Origin of the sequence: Defluviitalea raffinosedens (assembly GCF_016908775.1) — a bacterium.
Classification (GTDB): Bacteria; Bacillota; Clostridia; order Lachnospirales; family Defluviitaleaceae; genus Defluviitalea; species Defluviitalea raffinosedens.
The window spans coordinates 58299-81674 of record NZ_JAFBEP010000013.1 but is presented as its reverse complement, the minus strand read 5'-3'; the positions used below and the strand labels follow the sequence as shown (position 1 = coordinate 81674).

The following is a 23376-nucleotide window of genomic DNA, read 5'->3' as shown; positions in this document are numbered from 1 at the left end:
TTTTGCTTTGACCTCATTTTTGACAACCTCCTGTTAGTATTATTTTACTAAACTAGTGTGTGATTGTCCAAATGGGTTAGGGGGATTAAGAGATACCTTTGTCTTCAACAAGGGAAGCACACTTCAAAGGATAAATAATATTATTTTCTTCTATAAAGTCTTCACACGCATCCCAATTGCCATAAACCCTAAAGACAGTATCTTTTATAGGTTGGGAAGCATTCATTTTAGTTTGAGCAAATACAGATGTACATAAACAACAAGCACTAAAAAGAATTAAAAGCGTTTTTTTAATACTTTCAATAAGGTCACCTCCCACACAAAAATTATATCATATTGCAAAAACAACTTTTATATAATTTTAGATTGATATTCAAAAATTTGTTCCTTATTACTGACATCGGTAGGTGATAGGATCATCATCTCTTTTAGTAGTCCATCAATTCCGGCTTATATTCATCCGGCAATTCTTCTTCCATTAAAAATTCGAAACTCTCATCACTTAAAATAGGTAAAAAGATTTCGTATGGAATTGTTGAAAACTCGCAGGCATAATTGCTGGCTCCAAACCACATACCTGATTTACTGCTTAAATTCAAACCTCTGGCAAACTTTGTGTAGTTTGAGCAATCATGAACTGCCAAATCCCAATTTTCCTCATCAGCAATTTTCATGAATTTCAAAGTCAATTCCCTGCTCCATATGGGAGAGATATAACCATGGCGGGATATATACATATTTTCTCCATAGTAATTATTAATATTGTTTTCATTTAAATGCAATTCTGCGCAATTGATAAAATCCAGCTTTGTGTCCAGGATGGCTTGCTTTTTCTCAAAAAATCTTTTAAAAAACTCAGGAGTCATTGGGGTTTCGATGCCCACGCTTTTAATATATTCTTTCGCTGTTCCCATGTTTTCAATTACTTTGTCCGAGCAATTCGTTGCGCCTAAATTGAAACGAATTTCATTAAGACCGGCTTCCCCCAACGCTTTCAGGTTCTCTTCTGTAGCTAAAGTACCATTGGTATATAAATGCTGGTGAATGCCTGCATCGCTAAACCTCTTAATTACCGAATAGTATTTTTCAATTTCCATGAAAGGCTCTAAATAAACGTAGGCAATGCCAGTGGGCTTTTGGTATATGGAAAGGAGCAAATCAATATCTTTTTCATAGAATTTGGTTCCCCCGATCTCCCACATGTCTTCGCCAATAGGGGGAATATCGTCTAATTCTCCATAATTGTAGCAAAACTTACACTCTATATTACATTTATTCGTTTTTCTGATGGCACTTAAGCCCGTACCCAGAAGACAAGAACGACATCCTCCCGGGAATTTGCTTTCATTGCCTACAAAATAAGTTCTGTTTTCTAAAGTTTTTAAATTCTTAATTTGGGACATTAACTGATCATTTCGATGATCAATTGCAGCCTCTATTTGTGCAAAGGTAGCATAAATAATCTCTTGATGTTTCGTCGTGATTTCATCCTCATCCAGTTGTGAAAGAAAGTCAAACCATATCAGTGCATCATTCTTTGAAATTTTCATAAGTCCCTCCTCTAATTCATCCTCTTAATTCCAATCGAAACCAGAAGACAGAACCTTTTCCGAATTCCGATTCCACTCCGTATTCTGCTCCATGAAGTTCAAAAATCTTTTTAACAATGGAAAGTCCGAGGCCTGTTCCTGTGATTGCCCGTTTGTGTTTTTTATCCACTTTATAATATCTGTCCCAAATATATGGAATATCTTCCGGAGCAATTCCATCTCCATGATCATGAACTTCGATTCTCACATTATTTTGCAAATTAAGTTGTTTTACAATTATGTACTTGTCCTCTCTGCTGTAATTGACAGCATTTGTAAGCAGATTGTATAAAGCCTGGGTGATTTTGGCTTCATCTGCTAATACATACACATCTTCTGAATGTTCAAATTCAATAGTATAACCATCATTTCTTAAAAGTTCAGAAAACCTTTCCACTGTCTGCTCAACACTTTCAGTGAGATTATATTCCCGTATGTGAAGTTCCATCGTACCCGTTTCCAATTTAGACACATCAAGTAAATCATTAACCAGAGAAGTAAGCCTCTTGGTCTCCGACATAATAGTCTGTAATTGTGTCGTAGTGATCTCATCCGGAAAATCCTGCATCATTTCTGCATAACTGTAAATTAAAGCAAGAGGTGTCCTTAGGTCATGTGAAATATTTGCAATAAGTTCTCTACGCAGTTCATCCACCTTTGAAAGCTCAATTGCTGCAGCATTCAGGCTATCGGAAAGTTCTTTTACTTCTAAATATCCCCTTCCATTAAAATCTGCATTATAATTTCCTTTGGACAATTTCTTAGCACTTTCATTCAGATGTACAAGAGGTTTTGCTATAACATCTGACAGTACAAGAGCAATGGCAACAGAGGCCAAAATCATTATAGCAGTAATAATATATAATTGCATCTGTAAAGTTGATACCGTTGCATTTACGGGTGTAATCATCGCATGGAAAGTAAGAGAAATCTGCTCTCCGTTTGACAAAGTAAATTCTTTAGTCTCTGTAATGGTTTCCGGACGGATTCCTCTGGGACCATCGGGCGTTGGATTCGTTGGTTTGACAAATTCTCTTGTAGCCACTACCATAATACTTTTTTCAGCATTTAGACGAATCAGAATTTCATCCAGATCAGGACTGTTGATATTTTCTTCAACTAGCGCCATTGCTTTATGAAGCTCATGCCGTCTGATCATTTTATACATATCATTTAAAAAAACCATTTGAAACAGCCAAAGAATAAAAAGTAAAAATCCGCAAAATGTCAGCAGAAAAATAAAAACTTTCCATTTCAGTTTTAATTTATCCATCAAAACGATACCCCAATCCTCTTATGGTCGTTATAAATCCTGCGTATTGTCCCAAATGCTTTCGAAGCAATTTCATATGAGTATCAAGGGTTCGATCATCACCGAAATAATCATGGCCCCACACCTCGGTAAGGATCTTTTCCCTTGGTACAGCAATATTTTTGTTACGGATCAAAAAAAACAAGAGATCATATTCTTTTGGAGCCATATCTACCTGCTCTCCGTCAATAAAGACTTTATAGGCAGTCAAATCTGCCAAAAAACCATCTTTTTCAAAAATGATATGACCATCCTGTTCTTTTGGAATCTGGGATATTTTTACACGTCTTAATATAGCATTGACTCTAAGCATAATCTCTTTTGAAGAAAAAGGTTTTACCACATAGTCATCCACACCCACTTCAAAACCTAAAATCTTATCATATTCCTCACCGCGGGCAGAAAGCATAATAACCGGAGTATCTGAGGTTTTGCGGATTTCCTTCACCGCTGAAAAACCATCAAGCTCCGGCATCATTACATCCATTATAATAATATCAAAAGTTTGTTTTTTGCATAACTCCACTGCTTCCATTCCATTGCAGGCTTCGAAAACTTCATGCCCTTCAAACAAAGCATATCGTTTTATAACTGCTCTTAACCCTTCTTCATCATCACAAATCAGTATTTTTGCCATGACAACCCTCCTGTTTAAAAATAATTGTCTGTGGCAGGCGTAGCAAATACGAAACTGCCACAGATCAATTATAGAAAACTGTGTAAATATTTTACCGTAATCAAAGTTAAGATGCAAACTAGCTGAATTTAAGCCTTTAAAAACACTTTTAATAAGTTCTTTTCTTTTTTGCTACCAGGAATGTCGAAAGCAAAAGAAATGCAAATAGACCTAAATAAATCAGTAAGCTTTGAGTAGTATTTATATCTTGCGATCTTTGATCTCTAAAAGGTAAAGGCAATTGCGTTCCACCTGCTTCCTCCATAATCTGCATTACCTGAGTCATGATTTCAGGATCAGGCATATTTCCCACCTGCATAGGATTAAATACTTCACTTTCTGTGGAATTGCTTTTACTATTTGAGCGTACTCTTCTTTCACCGGGACCGCCACCCATCATACTGCCCAGCGAAGAAAGTCGCAAGTCTCCAGCTGAAATAAGTTTTTCGGGATTTGCACTTTGCTCCTCGGTTGTAGACGGGATGCTACCATTAAGCTGCCCTTGTATGCTTTGATAGCGCAAATTACCAAGAGTTTTAAATGTTTCAACAGCTGTTTTGTATTCTTCAAAAGTGCAAAAAGCTGTCTGATCGTTTTGAACATAATCAGAAATAAGCGCATCCAGCTGTTCAATCTTTGCTTCCCATTTTCCGTCTGCAAAATAGTTAGTCATTAATTCCTGCAGATAAGTATGATATTTTTCCCGATACTCCGGATTAGTAAGCAACTGGTTGATCAAAGGGCGCGAACTCATTTCCACACCACTTACAGGGGTGTCTATTGGGAAATTAATTACAGAAGAAGCATTTCCACTTTGAAATCCTCCCCATGCCAGGTTATAGTCCCACGGCAAAACTGTAACCTTACCATTGTTTTCATAAAGGTAATAATTTTGTGCCATACTGGATGAATAACTGTCAAGATTGACCACGGTGGTATGAGCTGCAAGATACCTTAGGATTTTGTCTACCTCAAAATAAGTCTCCAAATCTTTCCCTTCAGACAATGCCTTTAATGCCTTAATTACACGCTTAAAATCATTTTCGGTACCTTTACCTACAACATTGCTAAAGATTGCGCTGTATGAGGAAACATCATCCGTTGCATATTCCAGACTGCCGCCATTGCTTCCTCTGCGGCCCATAGGACCTCTATTCAAAGGCCTAACACCATTTGGTCGTTCCATCAATCTGTTCTCGTTTTGCACATGAGCTTCTGTGGTAGCAGAAGAAGTTGTCTTGGCTCCCAGGTTTAGCTGTGGCTGCCCACCTTGATCGCCTCCGCCCATCTCCATGCTTTTTACATTGTACATCATGCCAATGGTTGTACCGAAAGTTCTTTCTTCATAGCTGTCACCATAAGTTTCTACAGCAAGATATAAGCCCCAGGCGTTGCCATTCACTTTAATATCCGCAAACCCAAAGTATGGTGCAGCTACACCTATTTCTTTCATTAAATCATAAGAGACGTATTCTTTCATGTAAGTATTGTCGCCAATCATATTATTGATTACAAGACTATCTAATCCAAAACAGGTCTGACCTTTGATGTATTCATCAAATTGGATACGAAAACTATACCTGTCACTGTCGGAACCAGCTACCTGAGTTAAACTGGAATTTCCTTTGGGACGAATACCTACATTTTCAAATTTTGATCCATTCACAACCACATCGACCATAATATATTGTTCGCTCATGGCATTGACCAGCATTTCCTGCCAATCATCTTCTTCTGCAATAATCTCTATCGAAATAATATCTGATCCAAAAATTTTAGTTGCGTATTCCGGCTCGGTTTTTATACCGCCGTTTTTATTATACATATTTCCTATTGCCACTAGTAAAATACTTGTAATCAAGGCGAAAACCACGGCTATCGCAACAATTATATTGATTTTTCTACTTTGTATCATGCTTTCACCTCGAATCTTAATCTGCTTAAGCGGTATAATCACCATTGTAACTTACAAGACAAGCATTGATCACACCATTGATATTTAGTAATTCATTAAGAAGCTTTGCAGACATATCCAAAAGTCTTACTTCAATCGTAAGTTCGATACCGTTTTTATTCACTGTTTTTGCTTTTACTAAGCTCTTTTTAGTTTTTTCTTTTATCAATATCATTGCCGCATTTTCAGCTTCATCACTGACAAGATTAAGTACTACAATATATGGAGTATCGGTGCTTTTCTTGTTCACAAATACCATAAGAATGATACCAATGAAAACGGATCCAATCACTGCCATAGGAATCAACCCTGCACCTACAACAATTCCTGCTGAAATTGCCCAGAACAAAAACGCAATATCCAAAGGTTCTTTAACAGCAGTTCTGAAACGAACAATGGACAGCGCACCTACCATACCCAGGGACAATACAATATTGGACGTTACTGCAAGAATGATCAGAGTTGTAATCAAAGTCATAGCCATAATGGAAACGCCAAAGGATGAAGAATACATTACACCGGCAAATGTCTTTTTATACACATAGAAAATAAATAATCCAATTGCAAAACTTATTAACATTGCAATGACTACATCTGAAACTGAAAATTCTACTGCCTTTTCTAAGAAACTGGACTTAAAAATATCATTAAATGTCATCTTACATACCTCCCAATTATACAATTCTTGTTACTGCATATTTAGAAAATGAAGTACTTCTCCTGTTGGAAAGAGATACTGCACCACGAATAATTTCTGGTAAATAGTCATCATATTTCACTTCGAGAATATAAACTCCCGGAATTGGTATGGGAACAGGTTCAGGCTTTAAGAAGTCTTTTACATTGTTGCTTGTACGAATGTCATAATCCAAGGTAACCCGTACATTCCCCATAGGGTAAACAAAAGCCTCCCGTTGATAATCTACGATATTTTTGGGGCGCAGCTGCTGATAATGCATTTTGGCATATAACTCCATACACAAAGGGCTACCATTTTCTTTCAGAACAACGAAATCACCGTCCAGCAAGCGTTCGCACTCCTCAGCCGTTATAAGCGCACTCTCCTTAAAACAAATACCACTTATTTTACTCTTTTTTTCAAGCCGGATAAAGGATGTGTCATCGTTATAAAGCCGTATGCGAAACTTTTCTCGCTCGTTAACCCCATCAATTTTTTCCTTCAACGCTTGATCATTGTAGTTGTCAAAGTAGAGGCTTTTTACCCGATAGCCTTTTTCCCCTTCCGAGTTTTGATCGAGACTTGCCACATATGGAAGTCTTGATCTAAGCTCTAATATGTCAGCATAGTTTATATAATGCTTAAGCTCATGTCTGCCTCTGGGTTTTTTCATCTTTTTGTCACTCCTTTTCTTTTGAATGACCTTATTCTATATCAGTAAACTGAAGTGTATTTGTTGATTATCTGAACTTTATCTGAATTATTATATCTAAATAATATAATATATTTATACCAGCAAGATTCTAGAAATTAAACGAAATCTTTTACAAAAATAAACCTTTGATATACTTTCCATAAGTATGTCAAAGGTTCTGAAAGCAACATTTTCTGTAATGCCCTCTAAGATTATTATTAAGGCTCAAATTCATTATCAATATCGATTAAATGTAACGCAATGTTAATGGCTTTGAAAGTTAATACATTAATCCACCATGAAAATAACACTCATATACTTTTTCGTTCATCCAATATATTTCCTCATATCCCTGAAACCACGAAAAATCTCCGGATACTTTTGATTTGTAAACATATTCACCCGATTGATAATATTCAGGGCCTCTATAGGGCATTTGATGATCAGCCTTTCTAAGTGCTTCTTTATGGAAATTTCCACTAAACTTCTCACCGAGCACTCTGCCAATATAATTCATCGCATATACCGATTTGCCATTTTTCCAAATCGCTTCTTGTCCAGCAAACTGTTCCGCTCCAACATATGTGTCATGGTATACAAAAGGATCTCGAGCATATCTGAAATCATGAGAATCCAGTCTTGTAGAGTCCGTTTCATTCATAAATGCAGCATATGTATTCATGTTTGCTTCAAGTCTGAAATCAATTATTTCATCGATGTCGTTAAATTCTGTGGAAATGGGTTTTACTGAACACTCCTGATCTTTTACAAGATAATCAACTGTCACATTCATCAAGTTACTGATTTGAATCAAATTCATGATATCCGGATAGACATGACCAGCTTCCCATTTTGCCACTGCCTGCCTAGATACATTGAGTCTCTGGGCAAGTTCTTCTTGTGTATAGCCTTTATTTTTCCTTAACAATTGTAGTTTTTCAGAAAAAATCATATTGTATCACCTCACCTATATAGTAACTCATCAAATAATTTTTGGAAATAAATCGGTGATTGCAATTACTCTACTTAAGTTATACAATTTATCATAAATTCTCTATAATACTTACTTCTTTATTTCTCAATCTAAATGCCTGATTGATATTCATCTAATCAAAAGGCTTTAGGTATATACTTGCATGCCCTCAAAGCCAATTTCGTTATCCATAAAAAATTTAATTTTTGATATGAATTATTACAAAAAAATATTTTCCGTCATTGAAATTTAAAGCATCTAATGGTATGATGAATGAGTTATGAAACGATTATATAAAAATGAATTAGTTAACCAATCCCTTAATATAAACTCTTTCAAATCTCAAGACGGTAGAATGGAGCTTTCGCATGAAATATATGATGCAATTTGGAATTATACTGGTCTTTACTTTTCTCGGGGAAGTATTAAAATACCTGATTCCCCTGCCGGTACCTGCCAGTATCTATGGACTTGTACTCATGCTCGCTGCCTTAAAATTTAAGATCATTTCACTGGACTCTGTTCGGGAAACTGGCAGCTTTCTTATTCATATCATGCCAATGCTGTTCATTCCAGCAGCGGTTGGACTGCTTACCTCATGGAATGAATTAAGCGCCTTTTTCTTTCCTGTTGTCGTCATTACAGTCGTTTCTACAATTATGGTAATGGGTGTTGTTGGACGAGTAACACAGTTTGTAATTCATAAAAATAATAGGTGAGAACATGAAAGAATTGTTATATAACTCAACATATTTTGGTGTCCTGATTAGTATTGCTTGTTATGAACTTGGTGTTGTATTAAAAAAGAAGTTTAAATTTGCCTTATTTAATCCTCTGCTCATTTCTGTTGGAGCAGTGATGCTCCTTCTTTTCCTTCTAAATGTTGATTATGAAAGCTATTACGCAGGAGCAAAGTATTTAAGCTATCTTCTTACCCCTGCAACGGTATGTCTGGCCATACCCTTGTATGAACAACTGGAGTTGCTGAAAAAGAACCTAAAAGCCATTATGGTGGGTATTCTATCCGGTGTCATCACCAGCCTTTCTTGCGTACTCTTTTTATCTCTTCTTTTTGGCCTTGACCATAAAGAATATGTAACATTGCTCCCCAAATCCGTTACAACTGCCATCGGTATGGGGATCTCAGAAGAATTAGGCGGAATGGTAACCATCACCGTTGCAGTTATTATCATAACCGGTATCTTAGGAAATGTCATCGCCGAAACAGTATTTAAAATTTTTCGTATAAAAGACTCCATTGCAAAAGGAATCGCCATCGGTTCAGCTTCCCACGCCATAGGTACAGCTAAAGCAATGGAGCTGGGAGAAATCGAAGGTGCAATGAGTAGTCTCTCCATAGCAGTAACCGGATTAATCACCGTTATAGGTGCTTCTATTTTTGCAAATTTCCTTTAATGATAAGGATCTGATTTATTATTTACTTGATCTTTTATAGCATTTCAATCATAAATTACTTCCTATGTTACATGAAGAGAACCCCTACGATTCAATTCAACTAGCCGTAGGGGTTCTCTTTACTTATATACCTTATTGGGTTAAAAACATTTTACCTCTTATAAAAACTACTTCCAAAGTACCTTGACTACTACTTTTTCTACTTCGCAAATGCCAGATGACTCAAGCTTTACCATATGGGCATCATGGGGAAATGCAATCAATACGTCTCCTGGCTCCATAAAGATCAATTGATCGATGGGTCCTTCACAGTCAATACCATCTTTTATTGTATCTTTAGATTTAATTGTCATGCAACTCATATCGCTGATAGCAATGCGTTCTTTCCCTGATATCAACAAATGAATATCTAAATATTTCTCATGAGCTTCAAAAGCCCCCTCCTCTATCGGTATTGTTTGATAATTAAAACGGTTGATAAATACCTTATCGCCATCTACTTCATTGCGTCCCAATGAAAGAGTCTTTAAATCCGTTTCCAATAAGAAATCAATAGCCTTATCCAAATTTGGATGAATGCCTCGATAAGTCTCGATATATTTCATCTTTGAATAAATCATTTTTTCTCCTTTCTCTGCCTTAAGCAGAAACCACTATTTCAAAAATGTTTGAATGATTTTCCCTTCTTTTAGGGTACTTATAATAGGTTTTGCCATATTATGATTTTTTATGGGGTAATCCACTCTATAATGGGATCCCCTGCTTTCTTTTCGTAAAAGAATCCCTTGAAGCATAGCCTCCGATAAAGTAATGGCTGCTTCCAGTTCCCGTGTTTTCACATAATGTTTCCCGGTTATTTCATTTTGCTGTAATGCAAAACGACTTTTCTCTGCTTTATTCTTTATTTCACTTATTTGCTCTAGAGCATGAAGAGTCAGTTTTTCTTCTCTGGCAACCATGGCAGTTTCAAAATTCAACATACGTATTTTCTCGATCAACTTATCGGCTCCAGGAACACAGGTCAATGTTCCATTTTCATTCGGTATAACAGGCTGATGCCCCTTACTATACTCAGCTGCACTGCATCCTGCAATTTTGCCAAATACCAGGGCATTAGCCGTTGACAATCCACCTATGCGGTCCGCTCCATGCATGCCACCGGTAGCTTCTCCACAGGCAAACAAGCCCTCTACCCCTGTTCTCCCATAAGCATCAATATAGATACCACCATTGGAAGCATGAGCAAAGATCCCTAAATACACTGGGTCATCCATTGTTAAGTTCTTTTCTTTTTTAAGCCATTCAAAATATATCTTAACAAACTCCGGCTGGTTTTCCTTCAACTCTTCCTTATAGGATAGTCGGACATTTGATTCTCCTTTAAGAAATTCCCTATATAAACGAATATCCACCCCTTCACATCCTAAACGACAGGTAAAAGGTCCATGGGTAGAACGAATCTCCAACCGTTCATCCAGTTTCTCTTTACTCCAATCTTCAAAAATAGATTTTCCAGTCACAGCATGATGAAATTCACTGTAGCGAAACACTTTTTCATTGAATATGGTTTTAGGTGCCGGATCAATAAAACCCGGCATGATCTGCATAAATTCCAGATTCATTAAAGAGGCTCCGGCCTTAAAAGCAAGATATTGGCCCATACCTTTTACATCAGAGGTATTAAGCCGATACTTAAATAATCCTCCTAACCCTCCGCTGGCTATAATAACGCTGGTGCAACCTATGGTTAAAAGGGTATCTGCTTCCTTCTGCCTTTGGATGGCAGTGACTCCAGATACCCTTCCATCATTAATAATAATATCCGTTACAGTGGTTTGAGTAAATTCTTTGACGCCTAATCGATTTAATTCCTGCTGTAGGATTCTTCGGGCACTTTCTTTAACAATCCCGTGCCAGTTCCTCTTCTTATGGTCAAAACATGGAATAAATTCTTTTTCATTTTTTTGAACAGCTTCTTTTAAAGGAATACCCAAAGCTTTTAAATCATAAATGGCATCATCAATCCCTTGAACTAAAACGAATGCTAACTTGGGATCTGCCATCCCCTCTCCCACCTGTAAAATAGTGTCTAACAAATTCTTTTCATCTTCTTTATTCTCAGGACCAATTAAGCCCAATCCCCATGTTCCAGGGTAAAAGCTGGAACCAGACCCTATGATACTGCTGCTAAGGATCATTACTTTGGCACCTTTTTTTGTTGCCCATATGGCAGCAGTAATACCTGCCAGTCCGGCCCCCATTACAACCACATCAGTCTTAAATGTCTTTTTTGGTAACATTTTTTATAATCTCCTCGGCAAAATGACAAGCAACATAATGCTCTTTACCATCAATCTCATAACGTTTAAGTTCTGGAACCTTTGTCTTGCAAATTTCCTGACATTGCGAACAGCGTCCATGAAAATGACAGCCACTTGGTGGATTCATAGGAGAGGGAACATCCCCTTTTAATACAATCCTTTCCCTTTTCTGTTTTCTGTCTGCCACAGGAATTGCGGATAAAAGAGCCTGAGTATAGGGATGAATGGTATGCTTATAGAGTTCATCCGCATCGGATAATTCTACAATACGTCCCAAATACATAACAGCTATTCGGTCACTGATATACTCTACCACACTTAAGTCATGGGTAATAAAGATATAGGTCAGGTTTCTTTCTTCTTTTAATTTCTTTAACAAGTTTAACACCTGTGCCTGAATGGATACGTCCAATGCACTTACAGCTTCATCGCAAATCACTAATTCGGGATTTACACAAAGGGCTCTGGCAATCCCTATTCTTTGGCGCTGTCCGCCGGAAAATTCATGAGGATAACGATGCATGTATTCCCGTCTCATGTTTACAGCTTCTAAAAGGTCTCCAATGATTTTCTGACGTTCTTCCTTTGTTTTCACGCCGAATTTCTTTAAAGGATCTGAAAGGGACTGATAAATGGTAAAAGAAGGATTTAAAGAGGACTGTGGATCCTGAAAGACGATCTGAATCTTTTGTCTTGCCAAATCCATCTCTTTTTTATTAAGTGTCGCCAGATTCCTTGGCCCATCCTCAAATTCATAGATCATTTCACCAGCTGTAGGCTTGTACAACTGCAGAATAGTCTTTCCCAAGGTGGTCTTACCACATCCGGACTCTCCAACCAATCCTAAAGTCTCGCCTTTGTACACGGTCAAATCAATATTGTTTACCGCCTGTACATAACTTGTGGTTTTGCCAAAAGTTCCGCCTTTTACAGGGAAAAATGTCTGTAAGCCTTTTATTGTCAATAAGGGTTGCTTTTCTTTATTTGTCATCCTTACTTACCTCCTGATATCTTCTGCAGCGTACCATATGCGTACCATCCAGCATAACTTCATCCGGCATTGCCTTTGTGCAGCCTTCCGTCGCAAACTCACATCTTGGGGCAAACTGACATCCACTAGGTCTGTTGTATGGATCTGGCGTTGAACCTTTGATTGGCTGAATATCTTGATTTGATCCTTTTCCCAGAACCGGGATAGACTTTAGTAACCCTTGTGTATATGGATGGGATGGATGTTCTAATACTTCTTCTGCTGTTCCACTTTCAATAATATTCCCCATATACATTACAGCCACGTCATCAGCCAACTCACTTACCACGCCCATATCGTGGGTAATCAGCATAATTGCTGTATTATAATTTTTCTTTAGATGATTCATTAATTCAAATATTTGTGCCTGAATGGTAACGTCTAATGCAGTAGTAGGTTCGTCTGCAATCAATACTTTAGGTTTGCAGCTCATTGCCATGGCAATCATAGCTCTTTGTCTCATTCCTCCGGAAAATTCATGAGGATATTGATCTATTCTCTTATGGGGAACAGGAATACCCATATCCTTTAATAATTGCAATATAGAGTGTCTCGCATCTTTCTTTGATATTTTCTCGTGAGCCTGCATCATTTCAGTAATTTGCCATCCAATGGTGTATACAGGATTAAGTGCAGTCATTGGATCCTGAAAAATCATGGCAATATCTTTTCCACGAAGTTCTCTCATTTCTTTGCTGTTTCGATCCAGCTTATGAATAGGAATATCCCCTCGTTCATCGCCACTGTGATAAATAATTTCTCCTTCTTCAATTCGGGAAAGTTTTGGAAGTAGTTGCATGATTGATGTTGCAGTTACACTCTTACCGCAACCAGATTCACCAACGATACATAAGGTTTTCCCACTTTTGATATCCATGGATACGCCATTAAGTGCTTTATTGCATCTCTCATTTGTATAAAAATAAGTTTTTAAATTTCTAACGGAAATTACAACATTATCACTCATTTTCTGTCCTCCTAACCTTGCATCGTTGGATCTGTAGTATCCCTGATACCATCGCCAATAAAGTTAATGCTCATAACAAAAAGGGAAACCACAATACCTGTAGGTAGCCACATCCACCAGTTGTTCTGCAGCGTATAAATATCCTGTGCCGCATTTAAAATATTTCCCCATGTGGGAACTTCCAGCGAAACCCCTAAGCCAAGAAAGCTTAACGCAGCCTCTTCAAGAATGAACATAGCGGTACTTAATGTTAAATTTACAATAATAGGACCAAGCGCATTAGGAAGAATATGTTTGTAACATATAATAAATGGATTAAGCCCAAATACTTTTAAAGACTGAACATATTCCTCTTCACGAATGGATAATACCTTTGATCGCGCCATACGGAAACTGGAACCCCAACCGCATATAATAAAAATAATTACGATATTTTTTGCACTTTGCCCCAAAATAGACACCAGCATCAACACCAGGATTAATTGGGGAATAGACATAAAGATTTCTGAAATACGAACCATGAGGCTGTCAAAGAATCCACCACGGTATGCACTATAACACCCCAATAATACACCTATTGCAGCACATCCCAAAGCACTGCCAAAACCAATCGCAATGGACATTCTTCCACCATATAAGACTCTGGAAAAAATATCTCTTCCAATTTTATCTGTTCCAAATAAATGCTCCATCGATGGTGCTTTTAAAATCGCCTTCATGTCTACCATCTTTGGTGAATAATCTGTCAAAAGAGGTGCAAAGATACATGCCAATACAATAATAAGGAAAATAACGCCGCCAAATACAGCTAAACGATTGTTTAGTAGTTTACGGAGTGTACGATTCCCCTGCTTTTTATTTCTTAATTGCCCAGATTCCTCCATCTGGCGTATTTTATCAAACTTGCGATGTAATCGCTCATTTTTTGACATTGAAAACATTATTCCTTTCCTCCTCAACCGTTCAACTTAACACGTGGATCAAGTGCCGCAGTAAGAATATCTACCAAAGTACTTGCAAACAGTGTCATGAATACAAACAGTAATGCCAGCATCATAACCAGATTATAATTCTGAGAACGCACTGCTGAATTAAATGCACTGCCAATTCCAGGCCACTGGAATACTGTCTCAATTACAACTGAACCGGCAATAAGGGATGGAAGACGAAATCCAATCAAAACAATAACCGGAGTTAGTGATACTCTAAACCCGTGAATAAGGTTAACACGCCATTCAGGAAGTCCCTTACTTCTGGCAGTTTTTATATAATCCTTATTCATTGTATCCAACATACTGCTTCTGGCATAACGCATCACACCTGCTGTCATCGATATTCCAAGTACAGATGCAGGTAGAATCAAATATTTAATACGGTCAATAAAATGAACCACCGACGGGTCCGTCCTGCCTCCAACCGGAAGCCATTGAAGTTTCAATGCAAAAATTAAAATCGCACATACCCCAAAGAAAAACTGTGGAATGGAAACGCCGATCATTCCAGCTACTGTAAGCACATTGTCACTGATACTTCCTTTTTTAATTGCACCCAAAACCCCTAAGAAACTTCCTAAAACTGTAGAAATCAGTAGAGCCGCTACAGCCAGCTCAAGGGTTGCCGGAAGACGTTCTGCCATAATCTTAATAACTGGAACACCACTGGAAGAACTATATCCGAAATCTCCCTGAAGAATACGTCCCAGCCATTTAAAATAACGAACAATAAAAGGTGCATCCAAACCATATTGCATGCGTAACGCAGCAATCTGTTCTTCACTAAGTCTCGCCAAGGCTTCAGGATCCATCAAATAAGAAATAGGATCTCCCGGTGTCATATCCAAAAGCCAGTAGATTATAAATGTAATGATCAATAACATTGGGATCATACCCAGTATTTTTTTAATAGTATACTTAATCATCTTTTCACCTCTATTGAACCTAATATAAACGCCGGAAAACTCAAGCTATGAGCACTATATTTGCGTGTTTTCTGAGTTTTCCGGCGTAAGATATATTCTTTGTACAGCAAATCAAACTACATTATTTTAATTTCCAATTTTGAATATTCCATTTGTAGTTGAACTGTGGATTACCAATCGCATCTAAGCCTGATTCTATTTTATCGCTAACAATCAGGAAGATTGGTTGATAATACAATGGTAATGCAAACAAGGTTTCATTTTCATATTTTTGTAACTTGAAGAATGCCTGCTTTTGTGCCTCAGCATCAACGGATGAGTTTGTTGCTGCAATCAACGCATCCAGTGTCGGATCACTTGGTGTATGGGAGTTAATCGAATATCCTGTTGCATATCTGTCATAGTATTCATGTAAGGACAAAGCCGCATTTGCAGCATAACACATATCCCAATCAACTGCGCTAGGTCCATTAACCGGATCTTCAGGTGCTTTCCATAAAATTGTCGCGAGATCTCCTTCAACTAAACGAGCGTTCATCTTAATACCTACTTCAGCCAGATACTGCTGAATAATTGCCATTAAGTCTTGAGTGCCCTGATCTGTGTAGTAATAAACAACATCCAGTTCTGTATTAGGATTCCAATTTGCTTCTTTTAAAAGTTGTTTTGCTTTTTCAGGATCATACTTATAATCATTCAATCCATCCACTTTGTCGGCACCATCTGGAGTTAAGCTGTTTGCCGGCAGAGCCGCGCCATCAAAAACACCCTGGAGGATGCTGTCCATATCAAGGGCGTAGGCAATTGCCTGACGTACTCTCTGATCTGCCAGCGGTGAAGCTGATCCATCTTTTTTATTGAATTTATTCATGTAGAAAAGACGTGTATAACGTACATTAACGGTTTCAATATTAATTCCCTGAGCACCTTCTAAAGCTCTGACATCAGCAATGTTTTTAGTGTAAGCATAATCTAATTTTCCTGCTTTAGCATTGGTTACAAGGTTAGGATCGCTGTCCCCTGCACTTGGATTCAGATGAATTGAAAACTCAGCTTTTCCACCATAGTAATTTTCAAAAGGCTTTAAGATTGTATAGTTATTCATTTGAACTTCATCAATCATAAATGGACCAGAACCAACTGGACTTTGGAAGAAACTTGCCTGCTGTAAAGTGATCGGATCTGTATCTTTTAAATATTTTTGTGGAAGTGGTGCAAACTGTGTAAAAGTAAGCAATGCATCCGGAGCTACTGTTGCGAAAGTAAGGGTAATTTTATTTCCATCCACAGCAATTCCGCTAATGTGTTCTGCACTTCCGTCAAGATAAGCTTTTGCTCCTTCAATTGCTTCAAAAGTAGAACGAAATACAGAATTTAATACCGTTGTCTTTAATGCATATTCAATATTCCATTGAATTTCTTCCGCAGTAATTGGTTCACCATCATGCCATGTGATCCCATCTCTTAAAACAAAAGTTAATGTCTTTCCGTCTTCACTCATTTCATAGAACTGTGCTAAATCCCCTTCTCCGCTGATCGGTGTAAGATTTTCATCCGCAAATATCAATCGACTGTAGAGGACCTTATTATACATATAAGTTCCAGGATTTAACCAAGGCGTTTCAAAAAATTCTGTAGGACCACCGTTGCTGTAAAGAACATTCGGATCTGAAGCATTCCCAGTATCTGCAACTTCCGCTGCAGGTGTTTCAGTGTTACTAGTTTCTGACTTAGAATTTCCTGAACCACAGGCAGTTACAGATACAGCCAAAGCTAGTGCCAACCCCATTGATAGGATCTTTTTAAATTTCATACGCATATCCTCCCATTGTTTAATGCGACAACATCGTGAATTACTTTTGTTACTCAGCTGTGCATTTATGATTATGACTCTATTATAATAAAGAAAATTATTTTTGTTAATTTCTTATTAAAAAATTATTTTTTCTTTTACTTTTTTCGACATTCTTCCGTAATATTTCTCTATTATAACAGATATGTTGGTAATAATATTTAAAATATTTTTGGATATCCTTAATTATTTTTACTATTGTTAATATCTAGCTTTATTGATGCACAACTTCATAAAAAGAGCAGCAGCCCCATACATTCCTGCTTTGTTTCCCAGCGTTGTCTTATGAATGACTACATGCCTATAACTTTCCATGATATTGTCCATTACATTTTCTTTTACTTTTTCTAAAATATACTCCTGCTCCATAACACCTCCCCCAAGAATAACACAAGAAGGATTCATAATATGGATGAGTGAGACTAGCCCAAAGGCAATTTCCTTGATCCACTCATCAACTGCCTCTCTAACCTCTTTTCTGTCAAGAGCAGCAAATATTTTTCTGCCATTACAAAGAGATGAATCAACCCCCATTACCTTCCGAACCAAAGCAGTAGTGGAGGCATATTTTTCATAACACCCACTGTACATATCTTCTGCAGCATTTCTGTCCTCAGGATGGATAATCATTGCCCCCATTTCACCTGCTGAAAATGTGCTTCCTCTATAAATTTCATTGTTTATTACTATAGCTCCGCCCACACCGGTTCCATAAGTAAGACAGAGAAAATCCTGGTACCCCTTTCCGGCACCGCAGTATGCTTCACCAATTGCTGCTGCATTCACGTCATTTTCTACCACTACTGGTACATGAAATTCACTTTCCAATATATCTCTAATCTTCATCCCTGTATAACCTGGAATGTTTTTATTGGCATAGCGAATCATTCCTTTTTCAAAATCTACTTGTCCTGCTGTACTAATACCTATTCCATCAAATTCTCCATAACTTCTTATAATCTCCTTAGCACTATACATTACAAATTCGCCGCCCTTGGATGCATTCGTATCCGTTTCTTTTAATTCAGTAAGAAAACCGTTATGGAATATCCCGGATTTTATTGATGTTCCTCCGATATCCAGCACGACAATTTTCATACCTTCAGGCTGTGTTTTGCTTTGCATACATCCACCTCTATCCCTTAGATTTTTCCCGTTGATCCTGCAATAACCTAAAGAAGCAAATTTAGTTTACTCCATCACAGTTTCTTTCCAATACTTGTACATACAAAAAAGCTACCGTATATATTGGATCTCCCAATTCTATACGGTAGCCTTCTATCCTTTTTTGCACTTAACATTCGTTGCTGTAATGTTTTGTGCAAGACTTCCGGAATATTGGGATACTGTTAAATCAGTACCTAAAAACTCAGAAGCTGTCATCAATTGATTGTCATGCTTGGAACTTATTTTACATAATATTTCTCTATAGCTTTTACAAAATGTTTGGTTATATCCATTGGTCTGGTAATTGCGGTTCCAATTACTGCTGCATATGCTCCGGCAAGTAAAACTTTTTCCAAATCCTCTGGATACCATATACCGCCCTCTGCGATGACAGGTTTATCACATTCCTCTGCAAGCCTTTTAATTAAAGTCACATCCGGAAGCTCTCTTCCCATGGTGTATTCCGTATAGCCACTTAAGGTTGTTCCTATAAAGTCAAACCCTAGTTCAGCTGCATGCATACCTTCATCAAAATCTGAGCAATCTGCCATGAATAATTGATTCGGATATTTCTTCTTTACTTCATTAAAAAACTCATCTAATGTTAATCCGTCCGGTCTTGGTCTTCTGGTTGCATCTATTGCAATAATTTCACATCCACAGGCAACCAAAGAATCCACTTCCTTCATGGTAGGTGTGATGAACACATCATATCCATCATATACCTGCTTTATAATTCCTATAACAGGAAGATTGACATTTTTCTTGATTTCAATAATATCTTCCACTGTATTTGCTCTGATTCCAGCAGCTCCTCCAAGCATCGCCGCATATGCCATTCGTCCCATAATATAGGAACTGTATAAAGGCTCATGCTTTAAAGCCTGACACGAAACAATCAATTTACCCCTTATTTGATCCATTATCTCTTGATTAGTCACTGTATTTTCTCCTCTTCTCTCCGATGATTAGCCCATAATCAAAAATCAATTCTGAGTCTGGCCGACAAATAAATGGGACATCTACTTAGCAATACTTAGCAATAGCTTCATCAATCATAACTTTGCATTTATTCACCTGGGGGGCATCTTCAGGTACTAAAGCTGCCAAAGGTTTTCTTACACTGCCTATATCCAGGCCTTCTCGAAGCTTGATAATTTCTTTCATAACAGCGTATAAATTGCCTTTACATTCACACATTGCATAAATGATTTTATCCACATCGTTTTGAATGTTTCTTGCTGTTGTATAATCTCCGGCTTTACATAAATCAAACATTTTGATATAGAGTTCGGGCATAACCCCATAGGTTCCCCCAATACCTCCATCGGCACCCATAGCAAGTCCGCTAATCAGTTGTTCATCCGGTCCGTTAAATACAACATGATCCTCCCCGCCCGCCATCTTAAATATCTGAATATCCTGCACAGGCATGGAGCTATTCTTTACTCCAACGACTCTTGGATTCTTAAGCATTTCTTTAAATAAAGGCAATGTAAGCGCTACGCCTGCCAACTGTGGAATATTGTAAATAATAAAATCTGTATTTGGAGCAGCGGCTGAAATGTCATTCCAATACTGCGCAATCGCATGGTCAGGTAAGCGGAAATAGATAGGCGGAATTGAGGCAATGGCATCAACACCTAAGCTTTCTGCATGAGCAGCAAGTTCACAGCTGTCAGCTGTATTGTTACATGCCACATGGGCAATCACAGTCATCTTTCCCTTAGCTACCTCCATCACAGCTTCTAAAATCTCTTTTCTTTCCTGTACTCCCTGGTAAATACATTCTCCTGAAGAACCACCAACATACACGCCTTTTACACCCTTTTTAAGCAGGTGAAGAGCCAGCGCTTTTGTACGTTCTCTACTTACTTTTCCATTTTCATCATAGCACGCATAAAACGCAGGAATAATTCCCTGATACTTTGCAAGATCTCTCATTCTTCATTACCTACCCTTCTCCGCCCAAGCGAATTTACTTTCACTAAACAGTATTTCTAATTTTATATTCCCCTGCATGATTGACAAACAGAGTAATATCTTAATTATAATTATAGTAAAAATATATTTTCTAGTCAATATATTAAAAAGAAATTTTTTTCATATTTTTATAGCTTATTTAACCAATGTCCTACCAGCTCTGTCCACATGCTGCAATGGGCATTCTCAAATTCTATTTTTCCTTCGGAAGTTTCAGATGTAGCCAGAGAAAGTCCATGGGGTCCATCGGGAAAAATATGCAACTCTACATTTAAACCATACTCCCGCATTGCTTTCGCCAGTAAAAGACTATTCTCGACAGGAACATCCTGATCCGTACAAGTCTGCCATATAAATGCCTTTGGCGTATGGCTTCCCACCTGATTCTCTAAAGATACCAATTTTTTATCCTCAACTTTTGCTCCACCCCGATACTGAAATAATCTCTCTACAAATTTATTATGAGCATATTCCCCAGAGGTAATCACCGGATACCCCAAAATCATGCCATTCGGTCTGATGATTTCTTTACTACTTACACCTATTGCTCCCCATACAAATTCTCGATTCCAAAATACTCCTAAACTGCAGGCTAAAGGTCCTCCTGCTGAAAAGCCGCATACCACAATCTTATCAGGATCTATTCCCCAATCATCGGCTTTTTCTCTTACGATCGCAACCGCTTTGGCAAGTTCCAGAAGAGAAACAGGAAAACCATTGGGAAGTACACTGTATTTTAATACGAAGGCTTTGTATCCCATAGCCACAAACTGCCTGGCCACTGGTTCTCCTTCTTTTGATACAACCTGCCAATAACCACCTCCCGGGCATACAATTACAGCTCCCTGTTTTTTTCCCCGGACTTTTGAGTCACCACCATAAGCAATCAATTCTGCTTCTCCAGTCATCTGCCCTTGCACATTGATTTTAATTTTTTCTTCCATAATCATGGCCCCTTCTGATTTTTTCTTTTTCTATCATATCACGCGTGAAACTTATTTTCAATTACAGCTATATTTTCGAAAGAAATTTTTACTTTCTGTTGCATTTCTACGTTTGGAATGCTATGATTACAACAGATCGGTAACTACATATACTATATATAATATATAAACCAAGATAGGAGAGATATGCGATGAAAAAACATATTGTATGTTTTGGGGATTCCAACACTTACGGTTACCGGGCAAGTGATAACGGCCGCTTCAGTGAAGATGAACGCTGGACATGCCTGTTAAGCAAGAAACTGGGTCCGGACTATCTTATCCTCGAAGAAGGTCTGCCTGGACGCACCACATGCTTTGAAGATCCTATTCATGAAGGATTATCAGGATTGTCCTATATCTACCCTTGTCTGATGAGCCATGCCCCAGTGGATTTACTAATCATTATGCTCGGTACCAATGACACGAAAGAACGTTTCGGGGTATCCGCTGTCTGCATAGCCCTTGGTTTAAAACGTCTGATTGCAAAAGCCATCGCAACTACGGACTGTTGGGCTAATAAAAAACCGAATATCCTGGTAGTCACTCCTAAAAGTATCGAAAAAGAATATGAAAATACTGCAGTATACGCTACTATGGGAAAAGGATGTGCAGAAAAATCAGATCAACTGAGGGAAGAATATCCAAAAATTGCAGAAATGATGGGTGTTCATTATTTTGACGCCAATACAGTAGTAAAGCAATACAACAAAATTGATTACATGCATCTGGATGAAGAAGGGCATGAAGCCTTGGCTACAGCCCTCGCTCAACTCATACCTACTATAATTTAATCTCATAAAAATGCTCGATAGCAAAAAGCGAGCAGGTTAAAAACAATATAACCTGCTCGCTTTTCATTTGCTTTTCATTATTCCTAATTCATTAATACAAACACATTCAGATTAACACAGTTTTTCCAGGACGGATGCACTGGTCTTTTCATTATTTGCACTGCAATGCTCAAAATAACGTCTGTAATACTCTGTATATAGAAGGTCAATTAAAAACAACTGGCTGATTTCTGCTGAAGTAGATCCCCCCTGAAGTGGTCCCTCATTGGCTCCTGAAAGAAGAGTAAGATCCGCATAAGAACTGAGGGGGGATTTAATAAACCTGGTAATGCAAATGGTTTTTGCACCTGCTTTTTTCGCAAGTTGTGCAACATGAATGGTATCCTTCGTTGCACCAGAATAAGAAAACAATACAGCCACATCATCACTGGTCATTGTAGCTGCCATCATGGATTGCATATGGCTGTCCTGAATGCAAAACACTTTATTCTCTATACGTAAGAACTTATTCATAGCTTTCATAGCCGTCAGCATACTTGCCCCTACACCAAAAAAGTAAATCATTCTGGCTTCATGAAGCATATTAATCGCCTTGTCGACGTCTTCTTCCTTAATTAAGGAATATGTCTCTGTCAACGCATTAATATTTGTATTCAATACTTTTTTTGCCACTTCTGCAAAAGAATCATTGATCGAAATATTATTTCCTGTATATGTGTTCATTTCCTCCTGGCCATCATTAAGACTTAAAGAAAGCACCATTTTAAATTCTTGATAACCCTTTAAATCCATTGTCTTACAAAACCTGAACACAGTGGTATCTCCAACCTCACATGCCTCTGCTAAATCCGTAATAGACATAAAAAGCACTTCTTTCGGATTTGTCAGAATGAAATCTGCCACCTTTTTTTCCGCCTTAGTAAATTGATTATAAGAAGATTTGATATTAGTTATAAAGTCTCTTTTCATAAAGTCCCCCTCATTCGTTCACAATATTGTATAGCACGTTTCGTTAGCAATTTCTTTCTAATAATATAACATTATTGAAAAAAATTTTCAATAAAAGAA

At 37.7% G+C, this 23376-nt stretch carries 23 protein-coding genes; 3 read left to right on the top strand and 20 right to left on the bottom strand.

From position 1 onward, the window contains the following. Window positions 1-85 precede the first annotated feature (85 nt). From JOD07_RS10215 to JOD07_RS10180, 8 genes are all read right to left on the bottom strand, one after another. Entirely contained in the window at window positions 86-319 is a 234-nt protein-coding gene (locus JOD07_RS10215) for a hypothetical protein (protein WP_204613862.1), read from the bottom strand. Between the two features lie 109 nt (window positions 320-428). Beyond that, a complete protein-coding gene (locus tag JOD07_RS10210; protein ID WP_158741336.1) occupies window positions 429-1550 on the bottom strand; it encodes a radical SAM protein in 1122 nt (373 codons plus the stop codon). A gap of 16 nt (window positions 1551-1566) precedes the next feature. Beyond that, window positions 1567-2862, bottom strand: a complete 1296-nt coding sequence (locus JOD07_RS10205; protein ID WP_158741337.1) for a sensor histidine kinase — start codon at window positions 2860-2862, stop codon at window positions 1567-1569. Next, a complete protein-coding gene (locus tag JOD07_RS10200; RefSeq protein WP_158741338.1) occupies window positions 2855-3538 on the bottom strand; it encodes a response regulator transcription factor in 684 nt (227 codons plus the stop codon). The genes JOD07_RS10205 and JOD07_RS10200 overlap by 8 nt, the downstream gene beginning before the upstream one ends. 148 nt (window positions 3539-3686) lie before the next feature. Continuing rightward, complete coding sequence (locus JOD07_RS10195; protein WP_158741339.1) at window positions 3687-5492, bottom strand: CotH kinase family protein; 1806 nt, start codon at window positions 5490-5492, stop codon at window positions 3687-3689. Window positions 5493-5517: 25 nt separating this feature from the next. Further along, window positions 5518-6189 (bottom strand): DUF4956 domain-containing protein, encoded by a 672-nt coding sequence (locus JOD07_RS10190; protein ID WP_158741340.1) that lies wholly within the window; start codon window positions 6187-6189, stop codon window positions 5518-5520. A gap of 16 nt (window positions 6190-6205) precedes the next feature. Continuing rightward, window positions 6206-6883 carry a polyphosphate polymerase domain-containing protein gene (locus tag JOD07_RS10185; protein ID WP_158741341.1) on the bottom strand — a complete coding sequence of 226 codons (678 nt, stop codon included), beginning with the start codon at window positions 6881-6883 and terminating at the stop codon, window positions 6206-6208. 301 nt (window positions 6884-7184) lie between these two features. Continuing rightward, window positions 7185-7856 carry a DUF5680 domain-containing protein gene (locus JOD07_RS10180; RefSeq protein WP_158741342.1) on the bottom strand — a complete coding sequence of 224 codons (672 nt, stop codon included), beginning with the start codon at window positions 7854-7856 and terminating at the stop codon, window positions 7185-7187. Window positions 7857-8245: 389 nt separating this feature from the next. Here JOD07_RS10180 and JOD07_RS10175 point away from each other — a divergent pair, with 389 nt between their 5' ends. After that, complete coding sequence (locus JOD07_RS10175; protein ID WP_158741343.1) at window positions 8246-8596, top strand: CidA/LrgA family protein; 351 nt, start codon at window positions 8246-8248, stop codon at window positions 8594-8596. Window positions 8597-8600: 4 nt separating this feature from the next. After that, window positions 8601-9293, top strand: coding sequence for an LrgB family protein (locus JOD07_RS10170; protein ID WP_158741344.1), 693 nt, complete (start codon window positions 8601-8603; stop codon window positions 9291-9293). Window positions 9294-9460: 167 nt separating this feature from the next. Here the strand turns inward: JOD07_RS10170 and JOD07_RS10165 are convergent, their stop codons facing one another. The 11 genes from JOD07_RS10165 to JOD07_RS10115 form a co-directional block, all read right to left on the bottom strand. Next, window positions 9461-9913, bottom strand: a complete 453-nt coding sequence (locus JOD07_RS10165) for a NanQ anomerase/TabA/YiaL family protein (RefSeq protein ID WP_158741345.1) — start codon at window positions 9911-9913, stop codon at window positions 9461-9463. 33 nt (window positions 9914-9946) lie between these two features. Further along, complete coding sequence (locus JOD07_RS10160; protein WP_204613860.1) at window positions 9947-11593, bottom strand: FAD-binding protein; 1647 nt, start codon at window positions 11591-11593, stop codon at window positions 9947-9949. Then, a complete protein-coding gene (locus JOD07_RS10155; protein ID WP_158741347.1) occupies window positions 11571-12605 on the bottom strand; it encodes an ABC transporter ATP-binding protein in 1035 nt (344 codons plus the stop codon). Before JOD07_RS10155 ends, JOD07_RS10160 begins: the two co-directional genes overlap by 23 nt. Further along, window positions 12595-13611, bottom strand: a complete 1017-nt coding sequence (locus JOD07_RS10150) for an ABC transporter ATP-binding protein (RefSeq protein WP_158741348.1) — start codon at window positions 13609-13611, stop codon at window positions 12595-12597. The genes JOD07_RS10155 and JOD07_RS10150 overlap by 11 nt, the downstream gene beginning before the upstream one ends. Before the next feature lie 11 nt (window positions 13612-13622). After that, the gene (locus tag JOD07_RS10145) at window positions 13623-14543 is read right to left on the bottom strand and encodes an ABC transporter permease (protein WP_204613876.1); all 921 of its coding nucleotides are present in this window, start codon (window positions 14541-14543) and stop codon (window positions 13623-13625) included. 23 nt (window positions 14544-14566) lie between these two features. Next, entirely contained in the window at window positions 14567-15529 is a 963-nt protein-coding gene (locus JOD07_RS10140) for an ABC transporter permease (RefSeq protein WP_158741349.1), read from the bottom strand. A gap of 121 nt (window positions 15530-15650) precedes the next feature. Beyond that, a complete protein-coding gene (locus tag JOD07_RS10135) occupies window positions 15651-17342 on the bottom strand; it encodes an ABC transporter substrate-binding protein (protein ID WP_204613853.1) in 1692 nt (563 codons plus the stop codon). 240 nt (window positions 17343-17582) lie between these two features. Then, on the bottom strand, window positions 17583-18479 hold the full coding sequence (locus JOD07_RS10130; RefSeq protein WP_158741395.1) for an ROK family protein: 897 nt from the start codon (window positions 18477-18479) through the stop codon (window positions 17583-17585). 308 nt (window positions 18480-18787) lie between these two features. Then, window positions 18788-19471 carry an N-acetylmannosamine-6-phosphate 2-epimerase gene (locus JOD07_RS10125; protein ID WP_204613874.1) on the bottom strand — a complete coding sequence of 228 codons (684 nt, stop codon included), beginning with the start codon at window positions 19469-19471 and terminating at the stop codon, window positions 18788-18790. 103 nt (window positions 19472-19574) lie between these two features. Continuing rightward, on the bottom strand, window positions 19575-20492 hold the full coding sequence (locus tag JOD07_RS10120; protein ID WP_204613851.1) for a dihydrodipicolinate synthase family protein: 918 nt from the start codon (window positions 20490-20492) through the stop codon (window positions 19575-19577). A gap of 167 nt (window positions 20493-20659) precedes the next feature. Beyond that, window positions 20660-21475, bottom strand: a complete 816-nt coding sequence (locus tag JOD07_RS10115) for an alpha/beta hydrolase (RefSeq protein ID WP_204613849.1) — start codon at window positions 21473-21475, stop codon at window positions 20660-20662. Between the two features lie 191 nt (window positions 21476-21666). On the opposite strand from JOD07_RS10115, the gene JOD07_RS10110 reads away from it, so the two are divergent. Then, on the top strand, window positions 21667-22308 hold the full coding sequence (locus JOD07_RS10110; protein ID WP_204613847.1) for a GDSL-type esterase/lipase family protein: 642 nt from the start codon (window positions 21667-21669) through the stop codon (window positions 22306-22308). Between the two features lie 111 nt (window positions 22309-22419). Here the strand turns inward: JOD07_RS10110 and JOD07_RS10105 are convergent, their stop codons facing one another. Continuing rightward, window positions 22420-23277, bottom strand: coding sequence for a MurR/RpiR family transcriptional regulator (locus tag JOD07_RS10105; protein ID WP_158741355.1), 858 nt, complete (start codon window positions 23275-23277; stop codon window positions 22420-22422). Window positions 23278-23376 lie beyond the last annotated feature (99 nt).